The sequence below is a fragment of the Chitinophaga sp. OAE865 genome, from assembly GCF_040546735.1.
GTDB lineage: Bacteria > Bacteroidota > Bacteroidia > Chitinophagales > Chitinophagaceae > Chitinophaga > Chitinophaga polysaccharea_A.
In genome coordinates this window covers 4,821,863-4,848,642 of the sequence record NZ_JBEPOF010000001.1, presented here as the reverse complement: position 1 = coordinate 4,848,642, position 26,780 = coordinate 4,821,863, and the positions used below count along the sequence as shown (strand labels likewise).

Annotated in this window: 22 protein-coding genes; 15 read left to right on the top strand and 7 right to left on the bottom strand. The window is 43.2% G+C overall.

Translation table 11 applies throughout. The features are described 5' to 3' along the window. Window positions 1-152: 152 nt before the first annotated feature. The 3 genes from ABIE50_RS19670 to ABIE50_RS19660 are packed head-to-tail and all read left to right on the top strand — an operon-like array spanning window position 153 to window position 2,162. A complete protein-coding gene (locus tag ABIE50_RS19670; protein WP_209857932.1) occupies window positions 153-923 on the top strand; it encodes a GDSL-type esterase/lipase family protein in 771 nt (256 codons plus the stop codon). Between the two features lie 8 nt (window positions 924-931). Then, window positions 932-1,831 carry a DUF6929 family protein gene (locus ABIE50_RS19665; protein WP_209857931.1) on the top strand — a complete coding sequence of 300 codons (900 nt, stop codon included), beginning with the start codon at window positions 932-934 and terminating at the stop codon, window positions 1,829-1,831. 28 nt (window positions 1,832-1,859) lie between these two features. After that, entirely contained in the window at window positions 1,860-2,162 is a 303-nt protein-coding gene (locus ABIE50_RS19660; protein WP_209857930.1) for a hypothetical protein, read from the top strand. 76 nt (window positions 2,163-2,238) lie between these two features. On the opposite strand, the gene ABIE50_RS19655 is transcribed toward ABIE50_RS19660, so the two are convergent. Further along, a complete protein-coding gene (locus ABIE50_RS19655) occupies window positions 2,239-4,647 on the bottom strand; it encodes an ABC transporter permease (protein WP_209857929.1) in 2,409 nt (802 codons plus the stop codon). A gap of 388 nt (window positions 4,648-5,035) precedes the next feature. On the opposite strand from ABIE50_RS19655, the gene ABIE50_RS19650 reads away from it, so the two are divergent. After that, window positions 5,036-8,296 carry a SusC/RagA family TonB-linked outer membrane protein gene (locus tag ABIE50_RS19650; RefSeq protein WP_209857928.1) on the top strand — a complete coding sequence of 1,087 codons (3,261 nt, stop codon included), beginning with the start codon at window positions 5,036-5,038 and terminating at the stop codon, window positions 8,294-8,296. A gap of 12 nt (window positions 8,297-8,308) precedes the next feature. Next, window positions 8,309-9,781 (top strand): RagB/SusD family nutrient uptake outer membrane protein, encoded by a 1,473-nt coding sequence (locus ABIE50_RS19645; protein ID WP_209857927.1) that lies wholly within the window; start codon window positions 8,309-8,311, stop codon window positions 9,779-9,781. 61 nt (window positions 9,782-9,842) lie between these two features. Here the strand turns inward: ABIE50_RS19645 and ABIE50_RS19640 are convergent, their stop codons facing one another. After that, the gene (locus tag ABIE50_RS19640; protein ID WP_209857926.1) at window positions 9,843-10,259 is read right to left on the bottom strand and encodes a hypothetical protein; all 417 of its coding nucleotides are present in this window, start codon (window positions 10,257-10,259) and stop codon (window positions 9,843-9,845) included. A gap of 305 nt (window positions 10,260-10,564) precedes the next feature. On the opposite strand from ABIE50_RS19640, the gene ABIE50_RS19635 reads away from it, so the two are divergent. After that, window positions 10,565-11,176 carry a hypothetical protein gene (locus ABIE50_RS19635; RefSeq protein ID WP_209857925.1) on the top strand — a complete coding sequence of 204 codons (612 nt, stop codon included), beginning with the start codon at window positions 10,565-10,567 and terminating at the stop codon, window positions 11,174-11,176. Here the strand turns inward: ABIE50_RS19635 and ABIE50_RS19630 are convergent, their stop codons facing one another. Together ABIE50_RS19630 and ABIE50_RS19625 are read right to left on the bottom strand one after the other, a co-directional pair. Beyond that, a complete protein-coding gene (locus ABIE50_RS19630) occupies window positions 11,177-11,647 on the bottom strand; it encodes a MarR family winged helix-turn-helix transcriptional regulator (RefSeq protein ID WP_142687219.1) in 471 nt (156 codons plus the stop codon). It abuts the gene before it with no gap. A gap of 5 nt (window positions 11,648-11,652) precedes the next feature. Beyond that, window positions 11,653-12,150, bottom strand: coding sequence for a GNAT family N-acetyltransferase (locus ABIE50_RS19625; protein ID WP_209857924.1), 498 nt, complete (start codon window positions 12,148-12,150; stop codon window positions 11,653-11,655). Between the two features lie 1,051 nt (window positions 12,151-13,201). On the opposite strand from ABIE50_RS19625, the gene ABIE50_RS19620 reads away from it, so the two are divergent. The 6 genes from ABIE50_RS19620 to ABIE50_RS19595 are packed head-to-tail and all read left to right on the top strand — an operon-like array spanning window position 13,202 to window position 22,472. Further along, window positions 13,202-13,513 (top strand): helix-turn-helix domain-containing protein, encoded by a 312-nt coding sequence (locus ABIE50_RS19620; protein WP_354028083.1) that lies wholly within the window; start codon window positions 13,202-13,204, stop codon window positions 13,511-13,513. Continuing rightward, window positions 13,510-16,305, top strand: a complete 2,796-nt coding sequence (locus ABIE50_RS19615) for a type I restriction endonuclease subunit R (RefSeq protein ID WP_209857922.1) — start codon at window positions 13,510-13,512, stop codon at window positions 16,303-16,305. Before ABIE50_RS19620 ends, ABIE50_RS19615 begins: the two co-directional genes overlap by 4 nt. After that, entirely contained in the window at window positions 16,305-17,969 is a 1,665-nt protein-coding gene (locus tag ABIE50_RS19610; protein ID WP_209857921.1) for a type I restriction-modification system subunit M, read from the top strand. The genes ABIE50_RS19615 and ABIE50_RS19610 overlap by 1 nt, the downstream gene beginning before the upstream one ends. Further along, a complete protein-coding gene (locus ABIE50_RS19605; protein ID WP_209857920.1) occupies window positions 17,969-19,567 on the top strand; it encodes a restriction endonuclease subunit S in 1,599 nt (532 codons plus the stop codon). The genes ABIE50_RS19610 and ABIE50_RS19605 overlap by 1 nt, the downstream gene beginning before the upstream one ends. Beyond that, window positions 19,564-21,375 carry a restriction system-associated AAA family ATPase gene (locus ABIE50_RS19600; protein ID WP_209857919.1) on the top strand — a complete coding sequence of 604 codons (1,812 nt, stop codon included), beginning with the start codon at window positions 19,564-19,566 and terminating at the stop codon, window positions 21,373-21,375. The genes ABIE50_RS19605 and ABIE50_RS19600 overlap by 4 nt, the downstream gene beginning before the upstream one ends. After that, complete coding sequence (locus ABIE50_RS19595; RefSeq protein WP_209857918.1) at window positions 21,375-22,472, top strand: hypothetical protein; 1,098 nt, start codon at window positions 21,375-21,377, stop codon at window positions 22,470-22,472. The genes ABIE50_RS19600 and ABIE50_RS19595 overlap by 1 nt, the downstream gene beginning before the upstream one ends. A 168-nt stretch (window positions 22,473-22,640) precedes the next feature. Here ABIE50_RS19595 and ABIE50_RS19590 read toward each other — a convergent pair whose 3' ends face one another. After that, on the bottom strand, window positions 22,641-23,924 hold the full coding sequence (locus ABIE50_RS19590) for a serine hydrolase domain-containing protein (protein ID WP_209857917.1): 1,284 nt from the start codon (window positions 23,922-23,924) through the stop codon (window positions 22,641-22,643). 203 nt (window positions 23,925-24,127) lie between these two features. Here ABIE50_RS19590 and ABIE50_RS19585 point away from each other — a divergent pair, with 203 nt between their 5' ends. Continuing rightward, window positions 24,128-24,412: a DUF1016 N-terminal domain-containing protein gene (locus ABIE50_RS19585; protein WP_209857916.1), complete on the top strand. Its 285-nt coding sequence runs from the start codon at window positions 24,128-24,130 to the stop codon at window positions 24,410-24,412. Next, a complete protein-coding gene (locus tag ABIE50_RS19580; protein ID WP_209858331.1) occupies window positions 24,385-24,606 on the top strand; it encodes a DUF1016 N-terminal domain-containing protein in 222 nt (73 codons plus the stop codon). The genes ABIE50_RS19585 and ABIE50_RS19580 overlap by 28 nt, the downstream gene beginning before the upstream one ends. Window positions 24,607-24,807: 201 nt before the next feature. On the opposite strand, the gene ABIE50_RS19575 is transcribed toward ABIE50_RS19580, so the two are convergent. Together ABIE50_RS19575 and ABIE50_RS19570 are read right to left on the bottom strand one after the other, a co-directional pair. Next, the gene (locus ABIE50_RS19575) at window positions 24,808-25,350 is read right to left on the bottom strand and encodes a dihydrofolate reductase family protein (RefSeq protein WP_209857915.1); all 543 of its coding nucleotides are present in this window, start codon (window positions 25,348-25,350) and stop codon (window positions 24,808-24,810) included. Window positions 25,351-25,416: 66 nt separating this feature from the next. Next, the gene (locus tag ABIE50_RS19570; protein WP_209857914.1) at window positions 25,417-26,151 is read right to left on the bottom strand and encodes a DUF6597 domain-containing transcriptional factor; all 735 of its coding nucleotides are present in this window, start codon (window positions 26,149-26,151) and stop codon (window positions 25,417-25,419) included. 257 nt (window positions 26,152-26,408) lie between these two features. On the opposite strand from ABIE50_RS19570, the gene ABIE50_RS19565 reads away from it, so the two are divergent. Then, window positions 26,409-26,759, top strand: a complete 351-nt coding sequence (locus tag ABIE50_RS19565; RefSeq protein WP_209857913.1) for a nuclear transport factor 2 family protein — start codon at window positions 26,409-26,411, stop codon at window positions 26,757-26,759. Window positions 26,760-26,780: the final 21 nt, after the last annotated feature.

The following is a 26,780-nucleotide window of genomic DNA, read 5'->3' as shown; positions in this document are numbered from 1 at the left end:
GGTAATTATTTTATGTTATGAAACCTTTCGGTTACAAATATACGTAACCATTTGGTTACGCAAAATATTTTTTTCCCGGGAGAAAGTGTTTTATGAAAAATGCCCGTTTATGCGGCGAAGATGTTATTTTACAAGTTTGAAAGTTTTCTATGATGATGAAGAAACTACCCATTGCCCTTTATTTCCTGCTGGCCGGCCTTTGTGCGGCCGCACAGCCAAAGAAACTGGATATTGTATTTATCGGTAACAGTATTACACAGGGGGGCGGCCTGCAGCACCCGTTACAGGAAGCGCCGCCTGTAAAAGCCTGGGAATGGCTGAAGCGCGCTATGCCCGGCACTGATATACAATACAGCAACCAGGGCGTAAGCGGCTCTACCACGGTAGATTTCCTTCCGGCCACCAATAAATTGTTCAACAATGTGGTAAAGGCTGCAGATGCCTTTAAAGCTGATAAAGACGCCACGCTGGTATTTTCCATGGTACTTGGCACCAACGACAGCGCCATTGAAGGCCCTAACGGATCGCCGGTATCGCCGGAGCAGTACCGGTTAAATGTAAAAACCATTCTTGACCGGCTGCTCAGCAGTTATCCCGGCTGCATCATTATCCTGCATCATCCTACCTGGTATAGCCCCAATACGTATAACAGCTCCCGTTACCTTGCAGAAGGGCTGGCCCGCCTGCAATCTTATTTCCCGGTGCTGGATGCTATTGTTGCCGGTTACCGCAGCACACATCCCGGACAGGTATACAAGGGGTATACAGGTGGGTTCAGCTATTTTAAAAAGCATCCTGAACTGTTTATCCAGGAAAATGGGAGGGCAGGCGTTTTCCAGCTGCATCCCAATGCAAAGGGAGCAGAAGAGCTGGGCACTTTCTGGGCACAGGCCATTAAAAAAGTGGTGGGCCGTTTAAAATAAAGCACTTCATGAAAGCTGTGATCACACTCATATGCACCTTATTGCTGCCTGATTTCCCTTCAGCTTCGGCGGTGGAATTTCACGGGGACAGGCTGTATCTTATTGGCGACGACGCTAACTGTATCCAGGTGCTGGACAAGGATTACCATGTTGTAAGAAGTATCCGCATTTCCGGCGCCACAGAAAAAAGGATTGCCAAAGCGCTGAAAGCGGATTATGAGGCAGCTGCACTTATCAGGTTGCATGGCCGTACTTACCTGATGGCCTCGGGATCGCTGGCAACGGAAAAACGCCGGCAGCTGCTACTGCTGCCGCTGCCTGACGGAGACAGCGCCGATATACATTTTATTCCATACCCACCCGCTTTTACCGCGCAGTTACTGAACAGCGGGATCAATGAGCTGAATATAGAAGGCGCTGCTGTAGTGAATGACACCTTACTGTTAAGCAACCGCGGAAATAATACCTGGCCACAGAACCAGCTGGTGCTTACGGCGCCAGGCTTTTGGGAGCAGGCGGCGCCGCCGCTTAGCGTAGTACCGTTAACGTTACTAACGCCAACGCCTGTATTTGCGGGAGTGTCTGAGCTTTGCTATGTGCCGGAAAAAGACCTGCTCCTGTGCACTTTCTCTTCCGAGGCCACAGCCAATGCGTATGACGACGGCGCTATCGGCGACAGCTATATAGGATGGATCAGTAACATCTCCCTTAAATTATCACAAACTACCATTACACCGGATGGCATGCTCAATTTAACAAACGCAGACCCTGCATTTAAAGGTGAAAAGATAGAAGGCATTTGCCTGGAAAGCATACAAGACAATACCCTGACGCTTCACCTCGTATCTGATAATGATGCCGGGGCCAGTCGTTTATTTAAAGTAAGTTTTACCTTTAACGGGGAGTAAATCATCCTGAAATCAATACATTCGAAATATGGATATACAATTTGACGAACGCACGCTTTACGTGAAATATGATGAAGATATTGATAACACCATCTTCTGGGAAGACGTAACGCATATTGCAGGTTATAAAGTGTATGCGTACCCGGGAGAAGCCACTTTCCTGGTATTCAAAACCATGGAGGGCGAAACGCTGGAGGTGTCTGACGAGATGAGCGGCTGGCTGGAGCTCCTGGGCGGATTGCATAATATCTTTAAACTGCCTGCAGGCTGGGAAGAACAGCTGGCAGACAGTGAACCGGATGCAGATGATATTGTTTTTTATACGAAGTAAATAGCCGGGAAGTAAAACGGCTGTTTTCTTTTATAACAGGAGGCGCAACATCCGGCAGATGCTGCGCCTCTGCAGATTATTCTGCCTGCAGGCTGTTCACCGGGTTGGCCAGTGCTGCTTTCACTGCCTGGAAACTCACCGTGATCAGCGCTATCACCAATGCGCCTCCGCCTGCCATGATAAATATCCAGCCGCTTATAGGCGCACGGTACGCAAAGTTTTGTAACCAGTTGCTCATAGCCCACCATGCCAGCGGAAATGCAATAACGGCGGCAATTATCACCAGCATTACAAAGTCTTTCGACAATAGTTTTATAATACCTGTAATACTGGCCCCCAATACTTTCCTGATACCGATTTCCTTGGTCCGCTGCGCGGCGGTGAAGGAGGCTAATCCAAATAAACCAAGACAGGCAATGGCAATCGCAAAAAGGGAGAAGATGAGGAAGAGAGAACCGAGCCTTTGCTCTGCCAGGTACTGGCGGTTAAATGCTTCGTCCTGGAAAAAATAATCAAACGAAGCCGAAGGCACTACCGACTGCCATACTTTCTCCAGCCTGGCCACTGTGGCCGCAGCATTACGGGTATTCATCTTTATGCTGATATAATTCAGCCAGTTGCGATTATAAAAAATAGCCAGTGGCGTTACCCCACGTTGCAGGGAGGTGAAATGAAAATCCTTGTAAACCCCGCATACTGTGCCCCAGCCGAAATCAAATTCCTTTCCAAGCGCGTCTTCCGGCGTTTTCCAGCCAAAGAATGGAAGGGCTGCTTCATTGATCATGATATCACCGCTTTCCTGGCTGGTATCGGGTGTCATATTCACCAACCTGCCTGCCAGCAGCTGTATGTTGTAGGTGCGGAAGAACTGGTCGTCGGCCGATAATAACCTGGCATCTGTTTGCTTTGTATGATCACCTTTCAGCTGGAGAAGATTATTGCCAAATTCCTGGCCCGGCACATAACTGGAAGCGCTTACGGAAATTACATCTGCCTGGCCGCGGAATTTTTCCAGCAGGGCTTTTTTCCTGTTGCCTGCCTCGGGCCCGTTAATGGGGATCACCAGCACCTGCGATTGATTGATGCCCAGGTTAAAGCTTTTCATAAACTGGAGTTGCCGGTATACCACCATGGTGGCTACGATCAGCAGGATGGAAATGCAAAATTGTGTTACTACCAGCACATTACGCAGCGAATGTGTTTTCCTTTGCGCGCCGCGGCGTTGTATAATACGCATGGGATTGAATCCTGAAAGAATGATAGCGGGGTAAATGCCTGCCAGCAACCCGATGCCCATACTGATTCCCAGGCCCGCCGCAATAAAGCGAAGCCGGAATAATTGCGCCATGGTAAAGCTTTTATCTGCAATGCTGTTAAAAACAGGCAGCAGGACCATGATTAACATTACCGTAGCAATAAAAGCAATAGCGCTCATCATGAGGGCTTCTATCATAAACTGCAATACCAGCTGGGAACGGTTGGCGCCTATCACTTTTCTTACGCCTACTTCCTTGGCCCGGCTGCCGGCAGTAGCGGTAGCAAGGTTGATGAAGTTGATGCCGGCAATGAGGAGGATGAACAAGGCTACAAACGACAATATCCTTACGTATAGGATATCGCTGTTTTTACTTAGCTCATAGCGGAGATTTGAATGCAGGTGTATAGAAGTAAGCGGCTGGAGAAAATTCGTATAATCCTGGGAGTTAGCCTTTATTTCATCTCCCACAAACTGGTAGGCAATTTTACTGATCTTTCTTTCAAAAGCTTTCCAATCTGTTCCCGGCGCCAGTTTAAGGAAGGTTTGCGTCATGGTGCCATGCCAGTTTTCCATGTTGCGCCTGAACCATTCCTCGTTCTTTACGCTTACCGTAGAAATAATAAAATCAGGGCGGAAATAGGTATTGGCAGGCACATTTTTTAATACCCCTGTTACCCGGTAATTTTTGTTATTGATGGTTAGTATTTTATTGAGATAGTTACTTGCATTATTCTCTCTCCCGAAATACTTTTCCGCTTTCTCCGCTGTCAGCATAATACCATCCGCATTGTTCATGGCAGTGCGGGCATTGCCCGCCAGCAAAGGGTAGGGCAGTACCTCCAGCAAGGTGCTGTCGGCAAAGTAGATGCCTTTCTCATTGAATGTTCTGGCGTTATTACTGCCATTGCTGACAGCGGTATTTGTTCCATACTCAAATACCCTTACCGCCGATTGTACCTCGGGATATACCATTACTGCCTGCCGGAGAAACCCGGAGGTAGCGGCAAACGAAATCATATCATTCGTTTGGGTTTTTACGTCCAGTCCCGCCCTGTATACCTGTTCGTGCCCCGGTATCCAGCGGTCGTAGCTATACTCATCGTTTATGTACAGCGTAATAAAAAAACAACCTGTGAGCCCAAGTGTGAGCCCTGTAAGGTTTAGGAGGCTATGTGTAATGTGCTTGCGGAAATTCCGCCATGCGATTTTGAACTGGTTGCCTAACATATCATGATATTGTGGCTTTCCGGGAGCCAAGAAAGTGCCAATCCCCCGGTTTATTGGTTATCAGTGAGTAATGTAATAAAAACTAACACAGGTTGTCCGCTTTCCCGGGCGGGGTGTTCATTTCCGGACAGAAGCTTCCGGGGAGGCAACTGTTTTATCAGGATAAATTTATCTACCGCAAAATATCTTCGTGTATGTTAGTCTATTGATTTGGTGGACTAGGAACTTGTTGCTACATTTAATGCTGTAAACTGAAAATCTATTATCGCGTCATCAGCCAATCAGTTGTAATTGTTTTATCACACGGCCCTGGAAACCGGCAGGTATATGCTGGCTGTGCTGTTGCAGGCATGGCAACAACCTGCAGGGGCCCAAAAAAAAAGCTCCTATGGACTCTTTTTACATCCGCTCTTTAAAAGAAAAATGGAGGAGCGCATTGTTACTTCTCCTGTTATTCAGCCCTTTTTACCTGCAGGCGCAGGAAAAGCGTACAGGCGTTACCGGTACCGTGCAAAATGAAAGGCACGAAGGATTACCGGGGGTATCTGTAACGGCGAAAAATGAAACCTCGGGCGCCACGGTATCTACACAAACAAACGCAGCTGGTACTTTCCATTTTCCCGGCCTGGTGCCGGGGGCTCCTTACAGTTTCCGGTTCACTTCTATCGGTTACGAGCCTGCGCAGCTGGAAGGTATTACTTTGCAGGAGCATCAGCCGGTGGCGGTTGTTTTGAAAGAATCCAGTTCTTCCCTTAACCAGGTAGTGGTAGTAGGTTATGGTGTGCAACGCCGCAGGGAGATCACCGGCGCCGTTGCCTCCGTACGGGCTGCCGATCTGAAAGACCAGCCGGTAACCAGTTTTGAACAGGCCATTGCCGGTAAGGTGCCGGGTGTACAGGTGCTGCAGAACACCGGTGCGCCGGGAGGCAGTATCAGTGTACGTATCCGTGGTTTGAACTCTATTTCCGCAGGCATTGATCCGCTGTATGTGGTAGATGGAATTCCATTGTCGAACGACCTGAAGAATTTACAGGGAGCCACCGATATGGTCAATATCACCGGGCAGGCATCTTTCCAGAAATCCCCTGATCCGCTCAGCACTTTAAACAGTGATGATATTGCTTCCATAGACATCCTTAAAGATGCCTCATCTGCCGCTATTTACGGTTCACGCGCTTCCAACGGCGTGGTGCTGATCACTACTAAAAAAGGAAAAACCACTGGCCCGCCTTCCTTTGGCTATAACATGTATGCAGGCTTTCAGCAGGTGAGCAAAAAAATAAAGCTGATGGACGCCTACCAGTGGTCCAAATTCAGCTTTGATGCTAAAAACAATGCTTACCTGGATTTCAATCCTTCCGGCAGCATTACCGACAATAACGCTACCAGGGGAAATTCCAACTTCCAGATAGCACCGGAAATATTGCCTTACCTGGCCGGTGATGCTGGTCTTACCAACACCGATTGGCAGGATGCCCTTTTCAGAACGGCGCCTATTCAAAATCATACATTGTCCGCCTCCGGTGGCGGCGACAAATTCCAGTACTATATTTCGGGCAACTACCTCGACCAGCAGGGCATTATTCTCGGCTCCGGCTATAAACGTTACGGGCTGAGGGCCAACTTCAATGCAGCGCTTACTTCCCGTTTAAAGATAGGCGTTACCGTTAACCCTACCTTTGATCATTACGACCTGATCAACAGTGAGGGGCCGTGGACATTTGACGGGATACTCAGTAATGCGCTGAAGGCATCACCGGTATTCCCGGTGTATAACCCGGACGGATCACTGGCCACCAACCGTCAAAACCTATGGGCCTATGGTTACTCCGGCGGCGAAAACCCTGTAGCGCTGGCCACACAGATCAAGGATAAACTGGATCATGTGCGCAATCTCGGCAGCGCCTGGGCAGAGTATGAAATTATTAAAGGACTGAAGTTTAAAACCTTCTTTGGTACAGATATCAATCATTTCAGCAGGAATTATTTCCGTCCTTCTACACTGGGAAGTTATAAGCCCATCCAGCAGGGAGCGCCCACTATTCCTAAAGGATCGGCGCAAACGGCGTTGTCTGTGAACTGGCTCTGGGAGAATACACTGAACTACCAGTTCAATATCAGCGATAAACATCACTTCGATGTACTGGCCGGGTATACTTCGCAAAAGAATACCACCAGGGCCAACGAAACCTATGGCACCGGCTTCCCTAACGATGCCGTACAAACGCTGAACGCGGCCACCATTACCAGTGGTACTTCCACCGAATCGCAATGGTCGCTGCTTTCCTACCTGGGAAGGCTCAACTATAATTACGCTGATAAATACTTTGTGTCTGCCAGCATCCGCAGCGACGGCTCCTCCCGTTTCGGCGCCAATAACAAATGGGGTTATTTCCCCGCGGTATCAGGAGGTTGGCTCATCAGCAATGAATCGTTCTTTAAAGTAAAAGCTGTTTCTGAACTGAAAGCCAGGGTAAGCTACGGCACATCCGGTAATTTCCAGATCGCCAACTACGCTGCGTACGACCTGCTGGCTTCCAACGGTTATGTACTGGGCAACGGCAGCGGTACCGCCGTAAACGGAGTGGGACTGGCACAGCCGGCCAACCCGGACCTTACCTGGGAGAAAACAGTGCAGCTCAATGCAGGGCTGGATATAGGATTGCTGGCCAACAGGATCTATCTCAGCGCCGACTACTACCGGGCCACCACTTCCAACCTGCTGCTGGAAGTACCGGTGCCGCTCAGTTCCGGCTTTGGCAAGGCATTGAAGAATATTGGTAAGGTGCGCAATTCCGGCGTGGAATTCGGGTTAACCACCCGCAATTTCACCGGTCCTTTTACCTGGAACACCAGCTTTAATATTTCTTCCAACAAAAATGAAGTGCTGCAACTCGGCGCCAATAATGCACCTGTCATTTCCGACGGGGGCAATGGCACCATCTCCCAGTTGTACATCACCAAAGTGGGCTCGCCCATTGGCAGCTATTATGGTTATGTAAATGGAGGTGTGTTTAAGAACCAGGCGGAGATTGATGCTTATCCGCATTATGCCAGCACCAGGCCCGGCGATCGCAGATTTGTTGACGTAACCGGCGATAAGAAAATAGACGCCGCCGACAGGACAGAGATAGGCAGTTATTTTCCCAAATTCATCTGGGGGCTTACCAATGAATTCCGCTACAAAGGATTTGATCTTACCGTATCGCTGCAGGCTGTGAATGGCAATAAAGTGATGAACCTGCAACGCCGTTTCCTGTATAACAGCGAAGGCAACGCCAACCAGATGATTGAAGAAACCGGCTACTGGAAATCGCCGGCAGAGCCCGGCGATGGCAATACCATGCGCCCCAACAGGGTTACTACCGGTAACAGCACACAACCCAGTTCCTTTTTCGTGGAAGATGGTTCGTATGTACGTTTACGTAATTTAACTGTCGGTTATACATTTAACCCGCAACTGTTCAATAATAAGATCCAGGGCCTGCGGGTGTACCTGTCTGGCCAGAATATTTATACCTGGACCGATTACACCGGTTATAACCCCGAAGTGAATGCCCGGCCCGATGCGCCCTTGTCGCAGGGAGAGGACTATGGTACCTACCCGTTGCCAAGAACATTCACCGCAGGTATTAATCTTTCATTTTAAAAACAGGCACTTATGCAGCTGAATCATATAAAAGCAATAGCAGGTTTATGGCTGGTAACAGCAATGGCGTCCTGCAGCAAGAATTTTATCAACCTTCCGCCGGTATCCAATCAAACAACGGCTACTTTCTTTAAAACCACCAGCGATTTCCAGCAGGGCGTAAATGCCATTTATGATGGTTTGCAGAATACCCGCAGTTATGGCAAATCGGCTTATTACCTGATGGAAGTAAGGAGTGATAATACCGACATCCTTGACCGTGGCGCATTGGGTGGTGTGGCTTCGCAGATAGACCTGTTCACGGAAACCACTACCAACCCGTTCCTCACCGATGTATATGCAGGCGCCTATCTCACCATATCCCGCGCCAACGCGGTGCTGGACCAGATTGATGCTGCGGCCATCCCGGATTCCTCCAAAAAACAGTTCAGGGGAGAGGCTTTGTTCCTGCGGGCATTCGTGTATTTTGACCTGGTACGGCTGTATGGAAAAGTGCCGTTGGTAACCAGGGTGGAAACCACCAGCGAATCGCTCAACGATAAACGGAATGATATCACAGAAGTATATGCGCAGATAGAGAAGGACCTGCAATCTGCCGCCACTTTGCTTCCTGCTGTGTATACCAACGTGAACGATTATGGACGGGTAACCTCCGGCAGCGCCAATGGCCTGCTGGGGAAAGTATATGTGACAGAGAAAAAATGGAGCGCTGCAGCTACAGTACTGAAAAACGTGAACGGATATACGTTGCTGCCTGATTATGCTGCTTTGTATAACCCGGCAGCAGGGCTTAATGCAGAGGTGTTGTTTACTATCCGTTTTAAAAAGGGGCTGAATCCTTCTGAAGGTAATTACTATTTCACTGACATGGTGCCATTCTCCTTTTATTATAACGGTGTGGCCTACGGCGGCTCAAACAATAACCGGCCTACGCACGACCTGGTGGCTGCTTATGAAACCGGTGATAAGAGGCTGATCGCATCGCTGGACACCGTGTCTTACAAGAATGCCACTACCACACAGGCAGGGAATTATGTAAAGAAATACCTGGATCCTCCCGGCGCTACCGGCGATGGAGGCAGTAGTTTCCCTGTATTACGGTATGCAGATATCCTGTTGCTGCAGGCGGAAGCGCTGAACGAGCAGGGATACAGCGCTGCCACCGGTGATAACACCGCCTTTGGCTTCCTCAACCAGGTAAGACGACGTGCGGGATTGAAAGACAAAACACCGGCTGAGTTGCCTGACCAGGGTAGTTTCCGCGATGCTGTTTTTGCAGAGAGAAGAGTAGAGCTGGCCTTTGAAAATAATCGTTGGTTTGACCTGGTGCGTTATTCAAAAGGGCTGGCCATTATGCAGGCCCACCTGAAGAACGAATATAATCTTACCACACCTGCGCTTACGCCGGCACGGCTGTTATTTCCGATACCGCAGAGTGAAATAGATATTCATAATGACCCGGCCAACTTCCCGCAGAATCCTTGATGGCAGATGGTTTGCTGGGTAAAGTGCTTCCTTCGGGGATTATTTGCCCGTGCTGAAATGATCAGATGCGGCGGAAGTAGATCTCCAGCTTCATCTGGCGTTTGGTTCTTTTAAAGATCTCCTCATCCTCCCGGAAGATGACCAGTTCTTCAGGGTTCATGGTCCTTATTTTAAAGGTGATGCCGTCGCCGTTGCCTTCCTGGAGGGTGAGTTCTTTTGTTTTCAGATCAATGGTGTATGCTTCATAACGCTGGCCGCCGTCTTCCAGTGTACCGTTCTCTTTAAACACCATCAGATCCATTTCGGTGAAATTGGTATCTGTTTTTTCAAAGGTCTTTTTGCCGTCTTCGACACAACTCATGACCGTTTTAACAGGCAGCCAACGGCCGGTGATTTTGCCGTTTGTTTGATTGGGCTTTGCATTGCTGCAGGCCAGGTATAGAAAACAGCTCACTACAAGCGAGTATATACTATTCATATTCCGTATCTTTAAACATCAATAAATTGTTCATCCCTGCGTACAGCAAAGCTGTGGCAGGGTACAGTTTACAATTACCAATGTGCTGACAGTTGTGGGAAAGGCGCTCTAATGAAGAGTGATATGGTCAAAAAGTGGTGGAAGGCAGATCGGAGCTTCCTTATTGCATCGTTTTGAACGACAGAATTACCAGGCCCGGAATACAAAGTCCATACTTTTGCATCCCAAAGGTATGTCTAATATAAAATTGGCACAAGTTTTTTATCGCAATCTTTACAGAATATTTTACCGGAAAATTTCAGGGTATGGGAGATAATATTGCAGCGCCTTTTATTCCGGCGCAGTATACGGGTGAAGCTACCACTACTTCAGAAACGAAAGCACTGGTACACGAGGCGGCGGCGCGCGACTTTTTCAAAACCGCTATGGCGCGCCTGCTGGATGTGAATCACTGGGCATCGCTCAGCGGCAGCATTTCATCGGGCTTCCAGCTGACCGACCTGGCGGGGAAACCGGTGGAGGGCGAGGCGGAAACCGGTATGTATATAAGGATTGATATTCCCGGGCCGGGTAATAATGCCGGCAAGGGGTTCGACTGGGTAAAGATTGAGCAGAAGGAGCATGTGGTGCTCAATGAGCACCAGGAGGTGTTCTTTATCAGGGCCAGGCCATCGGAGCACCCGGTTCAGAAAAGCGCCGGTATTGCGCATTTCCTGCGTAAGGAAGCCAGCAGTTCCTTTGTGCTGGTACGCGATCATGCGGAAATAACTGCCACTGTTTACGGACGTAATGAGGTGCCAAATACACAGGCAACCGACCTGGGAGATAAGATCAGGAATGCCGTTGTGGGCTCTACCGGGGCGATCGGCATATCCAAACTGCAGTGGAAGGCGCTGGTAAATGGTTTGCTTGCTTAGCTATAGTTGTTGTGCCCTTTCAAAAAAACTAAAGGATTTCATTTGTTGCTCCACTTCTTCAATTGCCTTCATCAGGTTATTTTTTGTATCTGTTAGCGCCGTGAGGGCTATTATCATCTTATTCCAGACGGGTTGCATATCGTTGATCAGGGCTTTCCCTTTTTCGGTAAGCTGGATAAGCCTTTTCCTTTCATCGGTTTTGTCTTTTTTAGAGCGGATCAGCTTTTGCTTTTCCAGCTCTTTCAGCAGGCTGATAGTAGAAGGGTGGGAGTACCCTATTTCCCCGGCAATTTCCACCACGCTGAGCACCGGCTTCAGGTGCAGGGTATAAACCACCGGGAACCATTTCGGCTCAAACTCGATCCCATTGGCCTTATAGATCAGGAGACCGTCTTTCCGCAGCTGGTCGCTGAGCCGTTGCAGCCTCGTGGAAATAGCCAGTATTCCTGATTCATCGATCACGTTTGTCATACTTATCAATCATTAATGTGTAGATGATAAAATACATTATCTGCATTCATCAGGGGAAAATACGACGGTAAATCCGTTTTTCTTATTTCTTTAAAATGATTGCGCTCATAGAAGCGGCGGGCAGCAGCAAGTTTATCGACCGTGCCGAGATACAGGTCTTTTATTCCTGCTGACCTGCAATAGGAGATCAGTTCTTCCAGCAGTTGCTGGCCAATACCGGTATCTTTTCCCCGGAATTCCTTTTTTACAAACATTTTCCGGATGGCGCCCGCATTGTGCCCTATGCTGATAAGCGCGATGGTGCCTGCCAGTTCCCCGTTTACAAAACCTCCCCAGAATCCGCCGCCGGTATTGTGGTAATTGGTTTCTATATCAAACAGATCCGGCTGGTCTTCGATAGTAACCGGTACATTGAATTCCTTTTGCTGGATGGGCAGGATGATGTCAATTATTTGCTGACAATATTCGTTGTGAATGGGTCTGATATCTTTAGTCATGCTCATTTTTACTTATTTAAAGTACAAAACTACGTAGTTAACTACATAAATAAAAATATTTTTTCTTTTAACAGCGCAGGTGTATTGCGCAGGTAGGTATGCATCTTTGTAAAACAATGATCCTCTCGCTTAAAATGGATAAAGCTGCGGAAAAATTACGTCGCCGTGGAGTGTATGGATACATATCGTTGCGGATGCGCTCTGCAATGATCAGAATTTACAGTTGCACCGAAACCTGCGGGTAGTAGGGAAGCGTATTTACAGCCATACTGCCCCGGAAGGGGAATGCGGGTTCGAGTCCCGCGGGGATCACTTGAGGAGACATTAATCTTAGCATAGAGTAATGTCTCTTTTTACTTATAACCAACTCTATTTTAGAACGTTTCCGTTTGCTAAGTTTTGAGCTCCCCCTTTTCAAAAAATCAAGCTCCTAAAAGATCGAACTCCCATAGTACCGCACAAACCTCTTGTTTATCAAATAGATACTTTTTAAAAATTGAATTTTATTAACGTAAAATGTTCGAGTTCCAAAAGCGTAACTTCTTGGGATTCGAACTCCCGAGAATACCGTGTGGTAAAGGATTTATGTTAATCCGGCTGTTGCATTTTACTCAGATAAGCCAATTTTTTCAGAAACTGTTCAATGGCTTGAACTTCAATAGACATCTTTTTTAAGTAAGCTATCATATAATAGGCATCTCCTGCATTCCTGCTGAATCGATCCCTTCCCGTGAAGAGAATTAAGTGGGTGCTTTCATTTTTTTTATGGTTGAGTATCTTCAAAAGACTTTTTCATTCGGGGCGGTTAAATGTTCTAGCGGAATGGTCTTCGCGAATGGTTTGAAGGATCGAAATTGCAGTTTACTTGGCAGAACCTGATCAATTGTTCTTCCTGGTTACGCATTGAATAGCCTTTAACGGCCTGCTCGTCTGTGTTGACATGGATGTAAAGATAGGCGGTGTGCATTGAAATATTTTTTTACTAAATTACTCCGCTTGTTTATCTCTAAGAAATAGCATATTATTGTCAATAATCGACAAGTCAAAAAAGGAAACTATGCGGTTTAGGGAAAAAATAAAACAATTGAGAGAACAAAAAGGATTGCTCCAAAGGGAATTAGCAGCCGAACTCAAAATTGATACCCCTATGTATAGCAAGATTGAAGCAGGAATCAGAAAAGCTAAAAAGCAACAAGCGTTGCAATTAGCTATTTTTTTGGGTATAAAAGAAGAAGAATTAGTATCGATATGGCTGGCAGATCAAATTGTCGAATTATTAAAAGATGAAAAAAATGCATTTAATAGTTTAATAATAGCTGGAAATGATTTATTTCCAGATCATCCCATGTGGAAGAAATACCATAAATGAAAAGCGAAAAACAGACAAGAAAAGAATTGATTGACTTGCGACTTGCAGAAGCCGGTTGGAATACTGCTGATCGGGTACAAGTGGTCGAAGAGTTTTTCGTTACTTCATTATCAAATGAACTGAATGAACCGGCAGTTTCATATAATACCTTCTTTAGTGATTATGCCTTGTTAGGTAAGGATGGCAAACCCCTAGCTGTTGTCGAAGCAAAAAAGACATCTGTGGATGCAGAAATTGGACGAGAGCAAGCTAAGCAATACTGTCATCAGATTAGGGAAACTCAAAAAGTAGAACTCCCATTTTGCTTTTACACCAATGGATACGATATCTATTTCTGGGATTTAGAAAATTATCCGCCAAGAAAAGTGCATGGTTTTCCTACAAGAGAGGATTTAATACGTTATAGAAACCTAAAACAATCCAGAAGATCACTTCAAGGTGAATTGATTAATACAAAAATCGCTGGCAGGGATTATCAACAAAAAGCCATCAGGGCAGTGTTAGAAGCAGTCGAAAAATGCAAACGAAAATTTCTGCTGGTAATGGCAACCGGTACCGGAAAAACCAGAACCTGTATTGCCTTAATAGAGTCATTAATGCGAGCTGGACGGGTAGAAAGAGTTTTGTTTTTAGTAGACAGGGTTGCACTTCGGGATCAGACATTGGATGCCTTTAAAGAACATTTACCCAATGAGCCCCGTTGGCCTAAAATCGGTGAAAAGCTTATTGCTAAAGACCGGAGGATCTATGTGTCTACTTATCCCACAATGCTCAATATTATAAGAGATAAGAATTTTGAGCTTTCTCCTCATTTTTTTGATCTGGTCATTGTAGACGAGAGCCATCGTAGCATTTACAATACTTATCAGGAAATTTTGAATTACTTTGATGCCATAACGCTTGGATTGACGGCAACACCTACCAATGTTATTGATCACAATACATTTCAACTTTTTGATTGTGAAGATGGATTACCAACTTATGCTTATTCCTATGAAGAAGCTGTAAATAATATACCTCATTTCCTGTGCAATTTCCAGGTGATGAAACTTAAGACCAAATTTCAGGAAGAAGGTATTAATAAACGAACAATATCACTTGAGGACCAAAAGAAATTGATTCTTGAGGGGAAGGAAATCGCAGAGATCAATTTTGAAGGTACAGAATTAGAAAAGACGGTAAGTAACAGAGGTACTAATGCATTGATCATTAAGTCATTTATGGAAGAATGTATTAAAGATGATAATGGAGTACTACCGGGTAAAACGATTTTCTTCTGTGTCAGTAAAAGGCATGCAAGGGAAGTAGAGCGTATTTTTGATCAACTGTACCCCGAGTATAAGGGAGAGCTTGCTAAAGTAATTGTTTCGGATGACCCAAGAACTTATGGAAAGGGAGGGTTATTGGATCAGTTTACCAATAATGATTTTCCACGGGTAGCCATCAGTGTGGATATGCTAGATACGGGCATTGATATCCGGGAATTGGTAAATTTAGTATTCGCTAAGCCCGTATACAGCTATACCAAATTCTGGCAGATGATTGGCCGGGGAACTCGCCTTTTAGAAAATGAAAAAATAAAACCCTGGTGCGCTCAAAAGGATGCATTCCTGATCATGGATTGCTGGGACAATTTTGAATACTTTAAATTAAACCCGAAAGGGAAAGAGCTGAAAACTCAGGTTCCATTGCCAGTTCGCCTTTTCGGATTACGACTGGATAAAATTGAAAAAGCATTGGAACTTAGTAAGAGTGATACCATTTCGAGAGAAACAAAAAAGCTAAGAGCTCAGATTTCCGAGTTACCTGCACATTCTGTTGTCATTATTGAAGCACAAAAAGATTTAGGTGAAGTTGCTGATGCCATGTATTGGGATCAACTTTCACTTGATAAAATAGACTTCTTGAGGCAGCATATAAAACCATTACTGCGTACTTTATCCGGGAAAGATTTTAAAGCCATGCGCTTTGAAAAGGATATTGTAGAAGTATCACTTACTCAATTAAATGAGAATTGGGAAAAGTTTGAAACACTCAAAGAAGCTATTGTAGAAGAAATCGCAACATTGCCTTTATCTATCAATATTGTAGCCCGGGAAGAAAACTTTATACAACAGGTACAAAAAAACAACTACTGGGCTGCAATGGATGAAGATAAGTATGACGAACTTATTACACGCCTGTCTCCTTTAATGCATTTTATTGACAATTCCGATCCATCATCGAGAACTGTACAGTTGAACCTGAAAGATATCATCACACAAAAAGAATTTGTTGAGTTCGGACCTCAGCATGAATCGGTAAGTATTAGTCGATATAGGGAAATGGTGGAAAGCAAGATCAATGAGTTGTTGGTTTCTAACCATATTCTGCAGAAAATAAAACAAGGCGAAAATATTACGGAAGAAGAAACCATACGCCTTGCAATAGAACTGCATGAAGAACATCCAAATATTACTCTAGATCTTTTGCGCAGAGTATATAACCATCGTAAAGCAAGGTTGCAGCACTTTATCAAGCATATACTGGGGGTCGAATCCTTGCAGTCTTTCCCTGAAACAGTATCACAGTCTTTTCAGCAGTTTCTTAACGAGCACAGCTACCTGAGCAGCCGCCAGTTGCAGTTTCTGGATATGCTCAAAACTTTTATTATAGAACGGGGTGATCTGCAAAAAAAGAACCTTATAGAAACACCATTTACAATGATCCACCCCGACGGCATCCGTGGAATATTCGGCACTAAAGAAATAGAAGAGATATTACAAATGACACAAAAATTATTAGCAGCATAATGTTACAAAATAATCCTACACTTAAAGCACAGATCGATAGCTTGTGGAATACCCTTTGGAGCGGCGGTATCAGTAACCCGCTTACTGCCATAGAGCAGATCACCTACCTGCTCTTTATGAAACGGCTGGATGAAATGGAAGCCAAGCGGGTGAAAGATGCAGAATGGACTGGGGAACCATATGTTTCACGATTCAGCGGCACATACATTCCATATGTTAACGAGGCAAACTATTCAATAGATTCTATAGAAAACCCGACAGAGCGTCAGAAAGTGCAACTCGCTTTGGCAAAAGCTAAAGAGCCTCGCCCTAATACAGAGCTCCGATGGTCTTTTTTCCAGACAATGGCCCCAGCTGAAAAAATGCTGGATCATGTACGCTATAATGTGTTTCCGTTTATCCGGAAGCTCAATGGTAGTACATCTCCTTTTACCAGGCATATGGTCAATGCTGTTTTTATTATAGAAAAACCGTCGTTGCTGGTAGAGGCCGTAAAGAAAATTGACGAAATCTTTAAAGAGATTGAAAAAGACGCTACAGAAGGCGGTCACGCATTTCAGGATATACAGGGCGATGTTTACGAAATGCTCCTAAGCGAAATCGCTACTGCGGGAAAAAACGGTCAGTTTCGTACACCCCGCCATATCATAAAACTGATGGCAGACTTGGTGCAACCTGCACCCAATACGCGTATTGCCGATCCGGCATGCGGTACTGCAGGGTTCTTATTAGGCGCTTACCAATATATACTCAGCGATTTGGTAAGAAGAAGTGATCCAAGCAAATTGGTCAAGGACAATGACGGTTTTGAACGAGGCTCACTTTCAGGTGTGCTTACGCCGGAAGTAAAACAACAATTGGAAGCCAACCTTATAGGTTTTGATATCGACATTACTATGGTAAGGCTGGGACTAATGAACCTGATGATGCATGGTATAGATAACCCACAGATTGATTATAAAGATACCCTGAGTAAAAGCTATACTGAAGAAGGTCAGTACGATATTGTAATGGCAAACCCGCCCTTTACCGGCAATATTGATAAAGGAGATATCAATGAAAACCTGCAGCTGCAAACTACTAAAACCGAATTGTTGTTTGTAGAACGCATTTACAATATGCTGAAAAAAGGAGGTATTGCCGCTCTTATTATTCCGCAGGGCGTTTTGTTCGGATCAGCTAAAGCCTTTGCCCAACTCCGTAAAAAGATAGTAGAAGAAGCTGAACTCAATGCTGTTATAACAATGCCAAGCGGCGTATTTAAACCTTATGCCGGTGTGGCCACTTCTATTTTGATCTTTACCAAAGGCGGAAAAACTGACCACACCTGGTTTTACGAAATGAAGAGCGATGGATATGAGCTTAATGATAAGCGTACAGAAAAATACATGGAAGACGGTGTTCGGGATTATGGCGACTTACAGGATATTGTAGCTCGTTATCATAGCCGTAACCCCGAAACCGATACTGACCGGACAGCACAATGCTTTTTTGTACCTAAGGCAGAATTGGCAGAAAATGATTATGACTTCAGCCTGAGCAAATATAAAGAAGAAAAGTATGATGAAGTGGACTATGAAGCTCCGCAACTGATCCTTGATAGATTAAGTGCCTTGGAGAAACAAGTTGTCACAGGTATTGAGGAACTTAAATCTATACTATAATGGAGAGATTGGAACAATATATAACACAAGTTAGAGGAATATCATATTCTCCCAACGACATAGTATCTTCTCCTAAAGATGGATATTTACCACTTCTGAAAGCCAATAATATTCAGAATGGGAAGCTTAATTTAAGTGATTTGATTTATGTAAGGGAACAAATCGTTAAGCCTGAACAGCTAATTAGAAAAGGTGATATTTTAATTGCTGCTTCAAGTGGAAGTAAAAACATAGTTGGGAAAAGCGTTTTTTGTAAAGAAAGCATTTACGCAACATTTGGTGCATTTTGTAAAATCATCAGACCGAATAGAAATATCTATGCATCATATGTCAATTCGTTTTTTAATACGGACTTATATCGTAAACATATAAATAGGGTAATTCAAGGGGCTAACATTAATAACTTACGAACAGAAGATATCAATAGCCTTAAAATACCAATATTCCCACTCGAAGATCAGGTAAAGATTGCCCATCTATTAACACAGGCAGAGAACCTGATTACACAGCGTAGAGAAAGTATTGCTTTAATAGACGATTATATCAAGAGTGTGTTTTTAGAAATATTTGGAATTCCTATTTTAAACAATAAAAAATGGGCAAGTGATAGGTTAGGAAAGTTTATTCAAATTAAGCATGGTTTTGCATTCAAAAGTGAATACTTCTCAGCTAAAGGCGACTATATTCTTCTTACTCCAGGTAATTTTTGCGAAAAGGGAGGCTACAAAGATCGAGGGGATAACCAAAAGTTTTATACAGGTAATATTTCGCAAGATTACATTTTAAGGAAAAATGATTTGCTTGTCGCAATGACAGAACAGGCCCCAGGCTTGCTGGGAAGCCCGATATTAGTTCCTAGCAACAACAGGTTCCTTCATAATCAACGACTAGGTTTAGTTCAATTTGATACAAAGGAATTCAACGAATATTTCCTTTTCCATTTTTTTGCTAATCCACTGGTAAAGGGTGTAATTCATAGACAAGCTACTGGTACTAAGGTACGTCACACCTCTCCTTCAAAAATTGAAGATGTTCCGCTTTTCCATCCTCCAATTGATCTCCAGAAAAAATTTGCCGAAATAGTTAAAAAAGCCGAAATACTTAAACAACAAATGCAGCAAAGCCTACAGGAACTGGAAACGTTATTTGCCAGCCTTAGCCAAAAAGCATTTAAGGGTGAGCTCAATCTGTTAAAACTAAAAGTAACTTATGAAGAGGAGTATTCAGCCACCGACAATGATCGTACAGAACCTAAACCGATTAACTGGGATAAAGTGTCGGTTGAAAAGAAGCCTATCTCTGAAATGACCCTTGACGATTATTATGGCATACCCGATGATATTCAACAAGAACATGGCAGTATAGAGCAGCATATATTTGATTGGGAATTCTTCTTTAAAAAGCATTTCCAGGATCGTCCTATTACATCAGATATTGTAGAGGACTTGTATTTAAAGTATAATTACGAACGTGGTCAAGATTTCTCTTACGAAGAGTTTGCTCAAGTTATATTTGCAGAGCTGAAAAAAGAAAATCCTTATTTTAAGCAAGTATTTAAAAAGGAAGATAAAAAAATAGAACTCCGCCTGAATTCATGAAACTCATCAGACTGAAACTCGGTACTGCGTTCCGGAGTCTGCATAAAGACTTTGAAGTTAATTTTTTCCGGGGTGAAGACACGGAAAAAATGTGGGAGTTTGCACCTTATTGCCTCGTAGGTAGAAACGGAAGTGGCAAGTCCAATATATTAGAGGCATTGGCAGCTATTTTTTATCATATCGAATGTATATATCTCACTTATAAGCCCGAAGGCTTTGAAGGAGAAGGGGACTTTAGTAAGGTACATACCGATGGTTTCTTTCCGGAGCAATGTACTCCGGACGATTTTGAGCTGGAATATTATTTTCATCAAAAAGGAGCATTTTCCGGTGCATTTAGCGATGCATTTCAAATAAGTAAAACTCTTCATATACTCATTAAAAAGGAAGCGGTAAAAGCACCGCAAATCTTTACACTCAATGAAGTGGGGGCTATAGAGCATGAGCTGAGCCGTACAGAGGTAAAAGAGATTCTTCCTGAATTTGTGATCGGGTACTCTTCGGGTGAGAATGAAGTTCTGAGCCTTCCGTTCTTTAAAATGCGCTTTATTCAGTATGATGAATATGAAGACGCCTTGCGCTACGAAACTCCCTATGCCAATCCAGAAGGGAGGTTAATGTATCTCGATACGCAACATAGCCAAGCCGTATTCCTGACAAATTTTCTAATGCAGGATGAAGGTATATTGAAGCCATTATACAACACTATCGGCATCAAACGCATTAGTGAATTCAGAATCATTATCGGTCAGCATAAGAAGATAGGCAGGGAGAAACCTGAATATGATGATTTTTTTGAGCGGCAAGAAGCGCATGATTATAAAGAGCCAATCGATGGATTTGAACTGACTGAGTTATTGGTTCAAAAAAATGAAGATACCACAGATATCAAGATCATTGATAAGCTAAAGCGATGTGCAACCACGCAATACTTTGACGAAACTACTCAAATACTGTATCTAGATTACTTTGTAGATGGGGACATTCGTGATGAAAAGGGAGATATACTGAAAGATGCGAATGGAGAGCAGATAGGCTTAAGTCAGATAAAGCAGGCTTTTCGTGCTCACTTCAACAATGATCCATTTGAATTGTTTCGTGCATTCCAGATTTTACTGACACTGAATCTATATGATGTAGATATTAAAACCAAGCGGGAAGTATATAACTCCAATAGTATCTATGTAAACGAAACCATTCCTATACTCCCATCTCATAAAAGAATCTTCAGGTTTAAGGATTTTACTATTGAAAAGACCAATGTAGAAGACGGTCTTCTGAGTAAGTCATTGTCTGACGGAGAGCACCAATACCTGCATGCTATTGGTCTTTGTCTGTTATTTAGGAAAACGAATTCTCTCTTTTTGCTAGACGAACCTGAAACTCATTTTAATCCCGATTGGCGGGCTCAGTTTATATCTACCCTTCGGGATTGCTTAGCCAAAAAAATGGAGGAAAGCGAGTGCCTAAGAGAGATACTAATCACCTCACATTCACCTTTTATCATATCAGATAGCCAAGAAGAAAATGTATTGGTGTTTAAAAAAGATATTAATGGAATAGTAACTGTTGACAGACCGGATTTTAAAACCTTTGGCGCCTCAGTTAACCTGATTACAATTAAATTATTTAACCGGGTAGATACTATTGGAGACCTTGCCAGTGAAAAAGTGCTTGAATTTGAGAAACGAGTAGAAACGGAAGAGAATCTCGACAGATTAAGTGATGAAATATTCGATACAATCGGTGATTCTGTTGAACGGACCATGCTTATTAACCAACTCATCAACAAAAGAGACAAGAAGTAATGCTATTTACCTACAAATATGTTCATGGTCATGAAATTGAAAAATTTCAACAGTATTCTGATTTCCTATTTTTAAAAGTATGGTCGAGGGCAAGAACTCCATTTGATAGTTCTAAATTGGACAAATTTCCAGACCTGAAAGCGAAGTACGAGTCCTTTGACTATCTAACTGATCCCAACAAATGGGGGTTCCAATTTAATTACCAAATTGAGAAAATTTATACAGAATTCCAAAAGTTAAGTGCAGCGCAAAAAAAGAGATTGCGATACTGGTATCGTACCAATAATAAAATTCATAGTTTGTTTACGAACCAGTCCAAAAGACCAATTACATATGCTGATTTGGATGCAGAGTTTCCGAGCCTGTCAAAAGAGTTGAAAAAGTTTTATAGAAGATTATATGGAAATGAATCTCCATTTATCCTAACAGAATTTGGAGATATAAATAAAATTAGAAAGGATCATTATAAGAAGTTTTTTGAATTGAATTTTGGAGGCCATGAAGGATTATGTCCATTCTGTGGCATCCATCCTATACGAGGAAACGATCACACAAAGCTTGAAGCTTACGACCATCTTATTTCAAAAGGTAAATATCCTTTTAATTCTATCAATTTTAAGAATTTAGCTATTATCTGTAACGAGTGCAATACATCATACAAACATGAAAAGACAATTTTATTTACTAAAAACAAACCTCCTACCAGAAGAGTTGCTTTTTATCCTTATTCTCCAGAACGCTGGTCAATTAAATTAAGTATTACTTTCACTAAAGCCTACAACAGAAAACTAAAAAAAGCAGATATCCAAATAAGTGCATCATGTAATAAAAGAACCGACCAATTAATTAGCTGGTTGGAGACATTTGGCATAGAAGAACGATACAAAGCAAAGCTACTGGGCCAATATACCGGCCAAGCCTGGTATGAAAAGTTTCAAGATGGCATCATAAATGCCAGAATAAAATATAAAAGGCCCGGAATGACTTACGACGAATGGGCCCAGGAGTTAATAGATGAGTGCAAGGAAAAACCACTAGTTGAGATGAATTTTCTTAAAAAACCTTTTTATGAAGAATGTATGAGGATGAATAATTGAAATTATTACTTATCCATCAAAGCTTTTAATCGTCTCAAATCTTCTAACAAAGAGTTCGAACTCTGTACCAATGGGTTCACCGGAGCGTTTCAAAGCTCGTTCTGGTCGCGGGCTTTTGTTTTTAAGCCGGGCCCGATTGTTCTAACCTCTTTACAACGCATGTATTTATCATTTAACCGGGTGCAATTTTCCTGCATAGTGGCTCATAGTACCCCATATCTTTTCAAATCCTGTCAGCAGTTTTTTGTTCACACCATTTAGTCCTTCCAGTTCGGTATTGGTGATTAATAACATGCCATAACCTTTGGTTGGGCTAAAGAAAAGGAAAGCAGTAACTCCTCCATCGCTGCCGCTATGCCCGATGATACCATTTTTTTTCATGGCATAGAACACACCAATATTAGGCTCTGCTGGATCTATATTCTTTGGATTATAAGCAGTTGAAAATGCAGGTTGAAACATGGTAGTGTAGGAGGCATCAGTAAGAATTTTTCCTTTACCTTCCTGCCCTGCGATATTTTCTTTCAGGAAAAGACCCAGCTCATGACAAGAAGTGGTAAGGCCGCCATCCGGATAAGTAACGGAACTGTATTTTGGATAGGGGACTCTGAGGCCGGTGTATAAGGTTGCCAGCTTTGCCTGGTCCGCGGTGGCGGTAGACCAGGTGGTATGTGTCATCTGCAATGGTTGTAGAATGTATTGCTGTGTGTACTGAGCGAAGGAAATACCTGATTTAAGTTCTATCAGCCAGGCGGCCAGATCAGAACCGATATTGGAGTACTCATATCTTTTCCCTGGTGCGGCTTTATCAAAATTATTATTTGAATAATAAGTGCCAGACGTGCTTAAATAATCCTGGAGAAATGTGCCTAAAGTAGTGTCCCGGCCTTCCGCTCCATAACCTTTTGATTTCAGCAGATTATAGATGGAATTGTCTTCCTGCAAGGGTGTATTGTATAAATATGTCTTTTTATATGCAGCAGGGTTATCTGTTATCCCTGAAGTGTGCGTAACGAGTTGTTTTAACGTGATTGGTATTTCAGGCGTATACGGATGTTGTACTTTAAACGGTAAAATACTGTTGATGTCAGTGTCCAGTGTGAACAGGCCCTGTTCGATAGCTTTCATCACTGCCATTCCAATAAAGAGTTTGCTGATAGAAGCAATTGGTTGTACTGTAGTAGTGGTGTAAGGAATTTTTTTCTCAAGGTCAGCGAATCCGAACGCATGTTCGTATAAAATACTATCACTGTTTACAATAGATACGCTGAATCCCGGAAAACCGTTTTGCTGGTATTGTGTAGTGAGCGCGGCTGTTAGCGAATCGGCTGCCGATTGTCCCCTGACACGATCAGCATTACAGATAAATAAAAGAAGGAGAAAGAGTTTTCCGGCGATTTTTTCAACAGACTCCTGGGGGATACCTTTCATACTAAGAATATATTTCTTCACGTAAAGAAAGATCATTTTAATGAGAACTTCTTTAAGAAAATAGGGTTGGCCGAATGCTTGCGATTACTGTATATTTTACAATAATACGAATGTGTCATAACCCAGCCATTCTTATGCCCCATATTCGTATACTAATTTATTAATCTTGTATAGTTAACCTAAGCTCAGAAAGTCCTATTCGTACGAAGACGAATATTGTGTATATGTTAAGCAAACAATTTTTAGAGATAATTCAGCTGATCAGAAATTCCCGTATTGCCGCGATGAGATCAGTTAATACAGAATTAATCAGCTTATATTGGAATTTTGGTGAATACATCAGTAGAAAGGTGAAATGCGCAGAGTGGGGGCAATCTGTGGTTGATGAGCTGGCAGAGTACATACGATGTAATGAACCGGAACTTAAGGGATTCTCCAACAAGAATCTATGGTGTACGAAACAATTTTATGAGGCATATGAATCTTCTCCGGAGCTTATGCCCCGTTAAAAGAGGTCACCCGGACCAATAATCTGACTATTTTCAGCCGTACTAAATCACAAGATGAACGTGAATTTTATCTCAAGCTATGTATTCGGGAAAAATATAGTACAAGGGAGTTGGATAGACAGGTTAATAGCAGCATTTTTGAACGCACAGTAATCGGTAATTCAAAACTCTCAGCAGCCTGTCAGAGGGTTTGAATTTTTATAAAGGCACCAGAACTCAGAGCGGCGCTTTCAGTCGATTCAATATATTTACCACACAGGCTGGGGCAAACCTGTGTGGACTCATTCTATTATAATTCGAACAAAATTCAATGCATCCGGCAGCATAGCTTTGCTACACCAGGTAAAAATACTTAGAGAAGGGAACCATTGCCCCATTCCCTCTACCTACCGGGCTTACGCAGGTTCATACGTAAGCTCCACAACTCCCGATCTGTAAACCCTGGTATTTACTAGTTTCAATCCAAGCCGCTCTTTCAAATCTTCAAATAAAGGCTTCCCGCTTCCCAAAGCCACGGGGTGCACAGATATTTTATACATATCAATCAGGCCTAAGTGAATGAATGTTTTTATGAGGTTGGCGCCGCCGTACAGCCAAATGTCCTTCCCCGGCTGCTCTTTAATGGCTGTTACTTTTTCTGCAATATTGGAACTGATAAAGGTAGCTCTGTCGTCCTGCCGGTTCTGGCTTGAAAACACGAATTTATTTTTAGCATGTATGCCTTGCCACATCATTTTTTCTGCCGGGCTTGTATTTTCATCCGGTTGAAAATTTCCCCAGGCGTCATAACTTACCCTGCCGTAAAACATTGTGTCTATACTTGATATGAAAGCATCAAAATTCATATCATCGTCCATGATGCACCAGTCAATTTCCCCGTTGGGGCCTTCTATAAATCCATCTAAGCTAACTGCTAAATTTAATATCACCTTTCTCATAAAAACTTATTTTTCAGCAAAGTTAAATGTCAGACGATGTTCCTGTTTTGGAAAAATGCGACAAAATTAAAGTTGGGAGGGTACAAGCCCGGTGTTTTTCTTTATTTCGCTGGTAAGATGTGAATGATCGTAAAATCCGCAATCAAAAGCAATGTCTGATAAACTGCGTTCCCCGGCAGATCCTTTAATTACCGACAACGCATGCTGGAAGCGGACAATATTTGAATATTCTTTGGGCGTAAGACCTATATGGATCCTGAAACTCCGCTCCAGCTGCCTTACGGTTGTATGGTTTCTTCTGGCAATTTCCTGAATGCTGAGTTGACCGTTTGCGCGATGAATATCTTCTATAACAGGTTGAAGCGGCTTGTTCTTATTCCCAATCCTGTCAATAAAAAACCGGTTGAGATAAATAAAGGGATCTTTGATTATCTTTTCAAAATCAAATGCATTTGTATTTTCAAATTCAATGGTACTGTTTATTATTTCAACCTGTGGCGCATAGCTATAGAGGTTTGAAAAAGCGGCCGGTTTTATACATACGCCCAATAAATGTGTATCCGCATTGATAAAGCTATCTTTAAAGGAAGTCATGGCGCCAACAACATAAGTTTTACGATGCTCCATGGTGAGGCTACCGTTGTCAGTTATACAGTTATCCCCTAAATTTATCACCAGCCCCGGGCATCCGTCAGGAAAGTTTCTTTCCCATTTCCCGTCGTTGTCACCACCCTTTAACTCCCAAAAGGAATGAATAAACGGGACTAACTCCGGGCAGGGTTTTATATCGATATGTTTCATTATCTGTTGATGTAGGTTTACAATAGCGCTGCAACAGGCTTTTATATTTTTTAAGAAAACAGGGAGTGAAAATACACGAAAAACTTCGTAATAAAATGTATGCAAAATACTTCAGATCATAAAAGACAGTCCCGTAAAAAATTAGAAGTAATTCCTGAAATTTGCATGTAAAGATCAAATTCTGCTGACCTGCTATGCGGAAGATGCTAATTCACAAAAGGAAACCACTTTTTATTAAGTATAATCTGAAGCGATATATGAGTAATAAAGCTGTACTGGAAAAAGCAAATGCGGCTGTGGCCGGAGGCGATAATGAAGGGTTCCTGTTTTTCTGCACGGAAGACACGGAATGGACTTTTGTGGGTGACAGAACACTGCGGGGAAAAGAAGCCGTCCGGCAATATATGGCAAACGCGTATGCAACGCCACCAAAATTCATGGTTGAAAACCTGATCGCGGAAGGTGAGTTTGTTACAGCGGTTGGCAAAATCAGCATGAAAGATGAAACCGGGAAAATGGTTGATTACTCTTACTGCGATGTATGGCGTTTTCGCGATGGTAAGATGGCTGAATTAAAGGCGTTTGTTATTGAGCACACATCAAGGTAAAAACCGCGGGGCTGGCAAGTA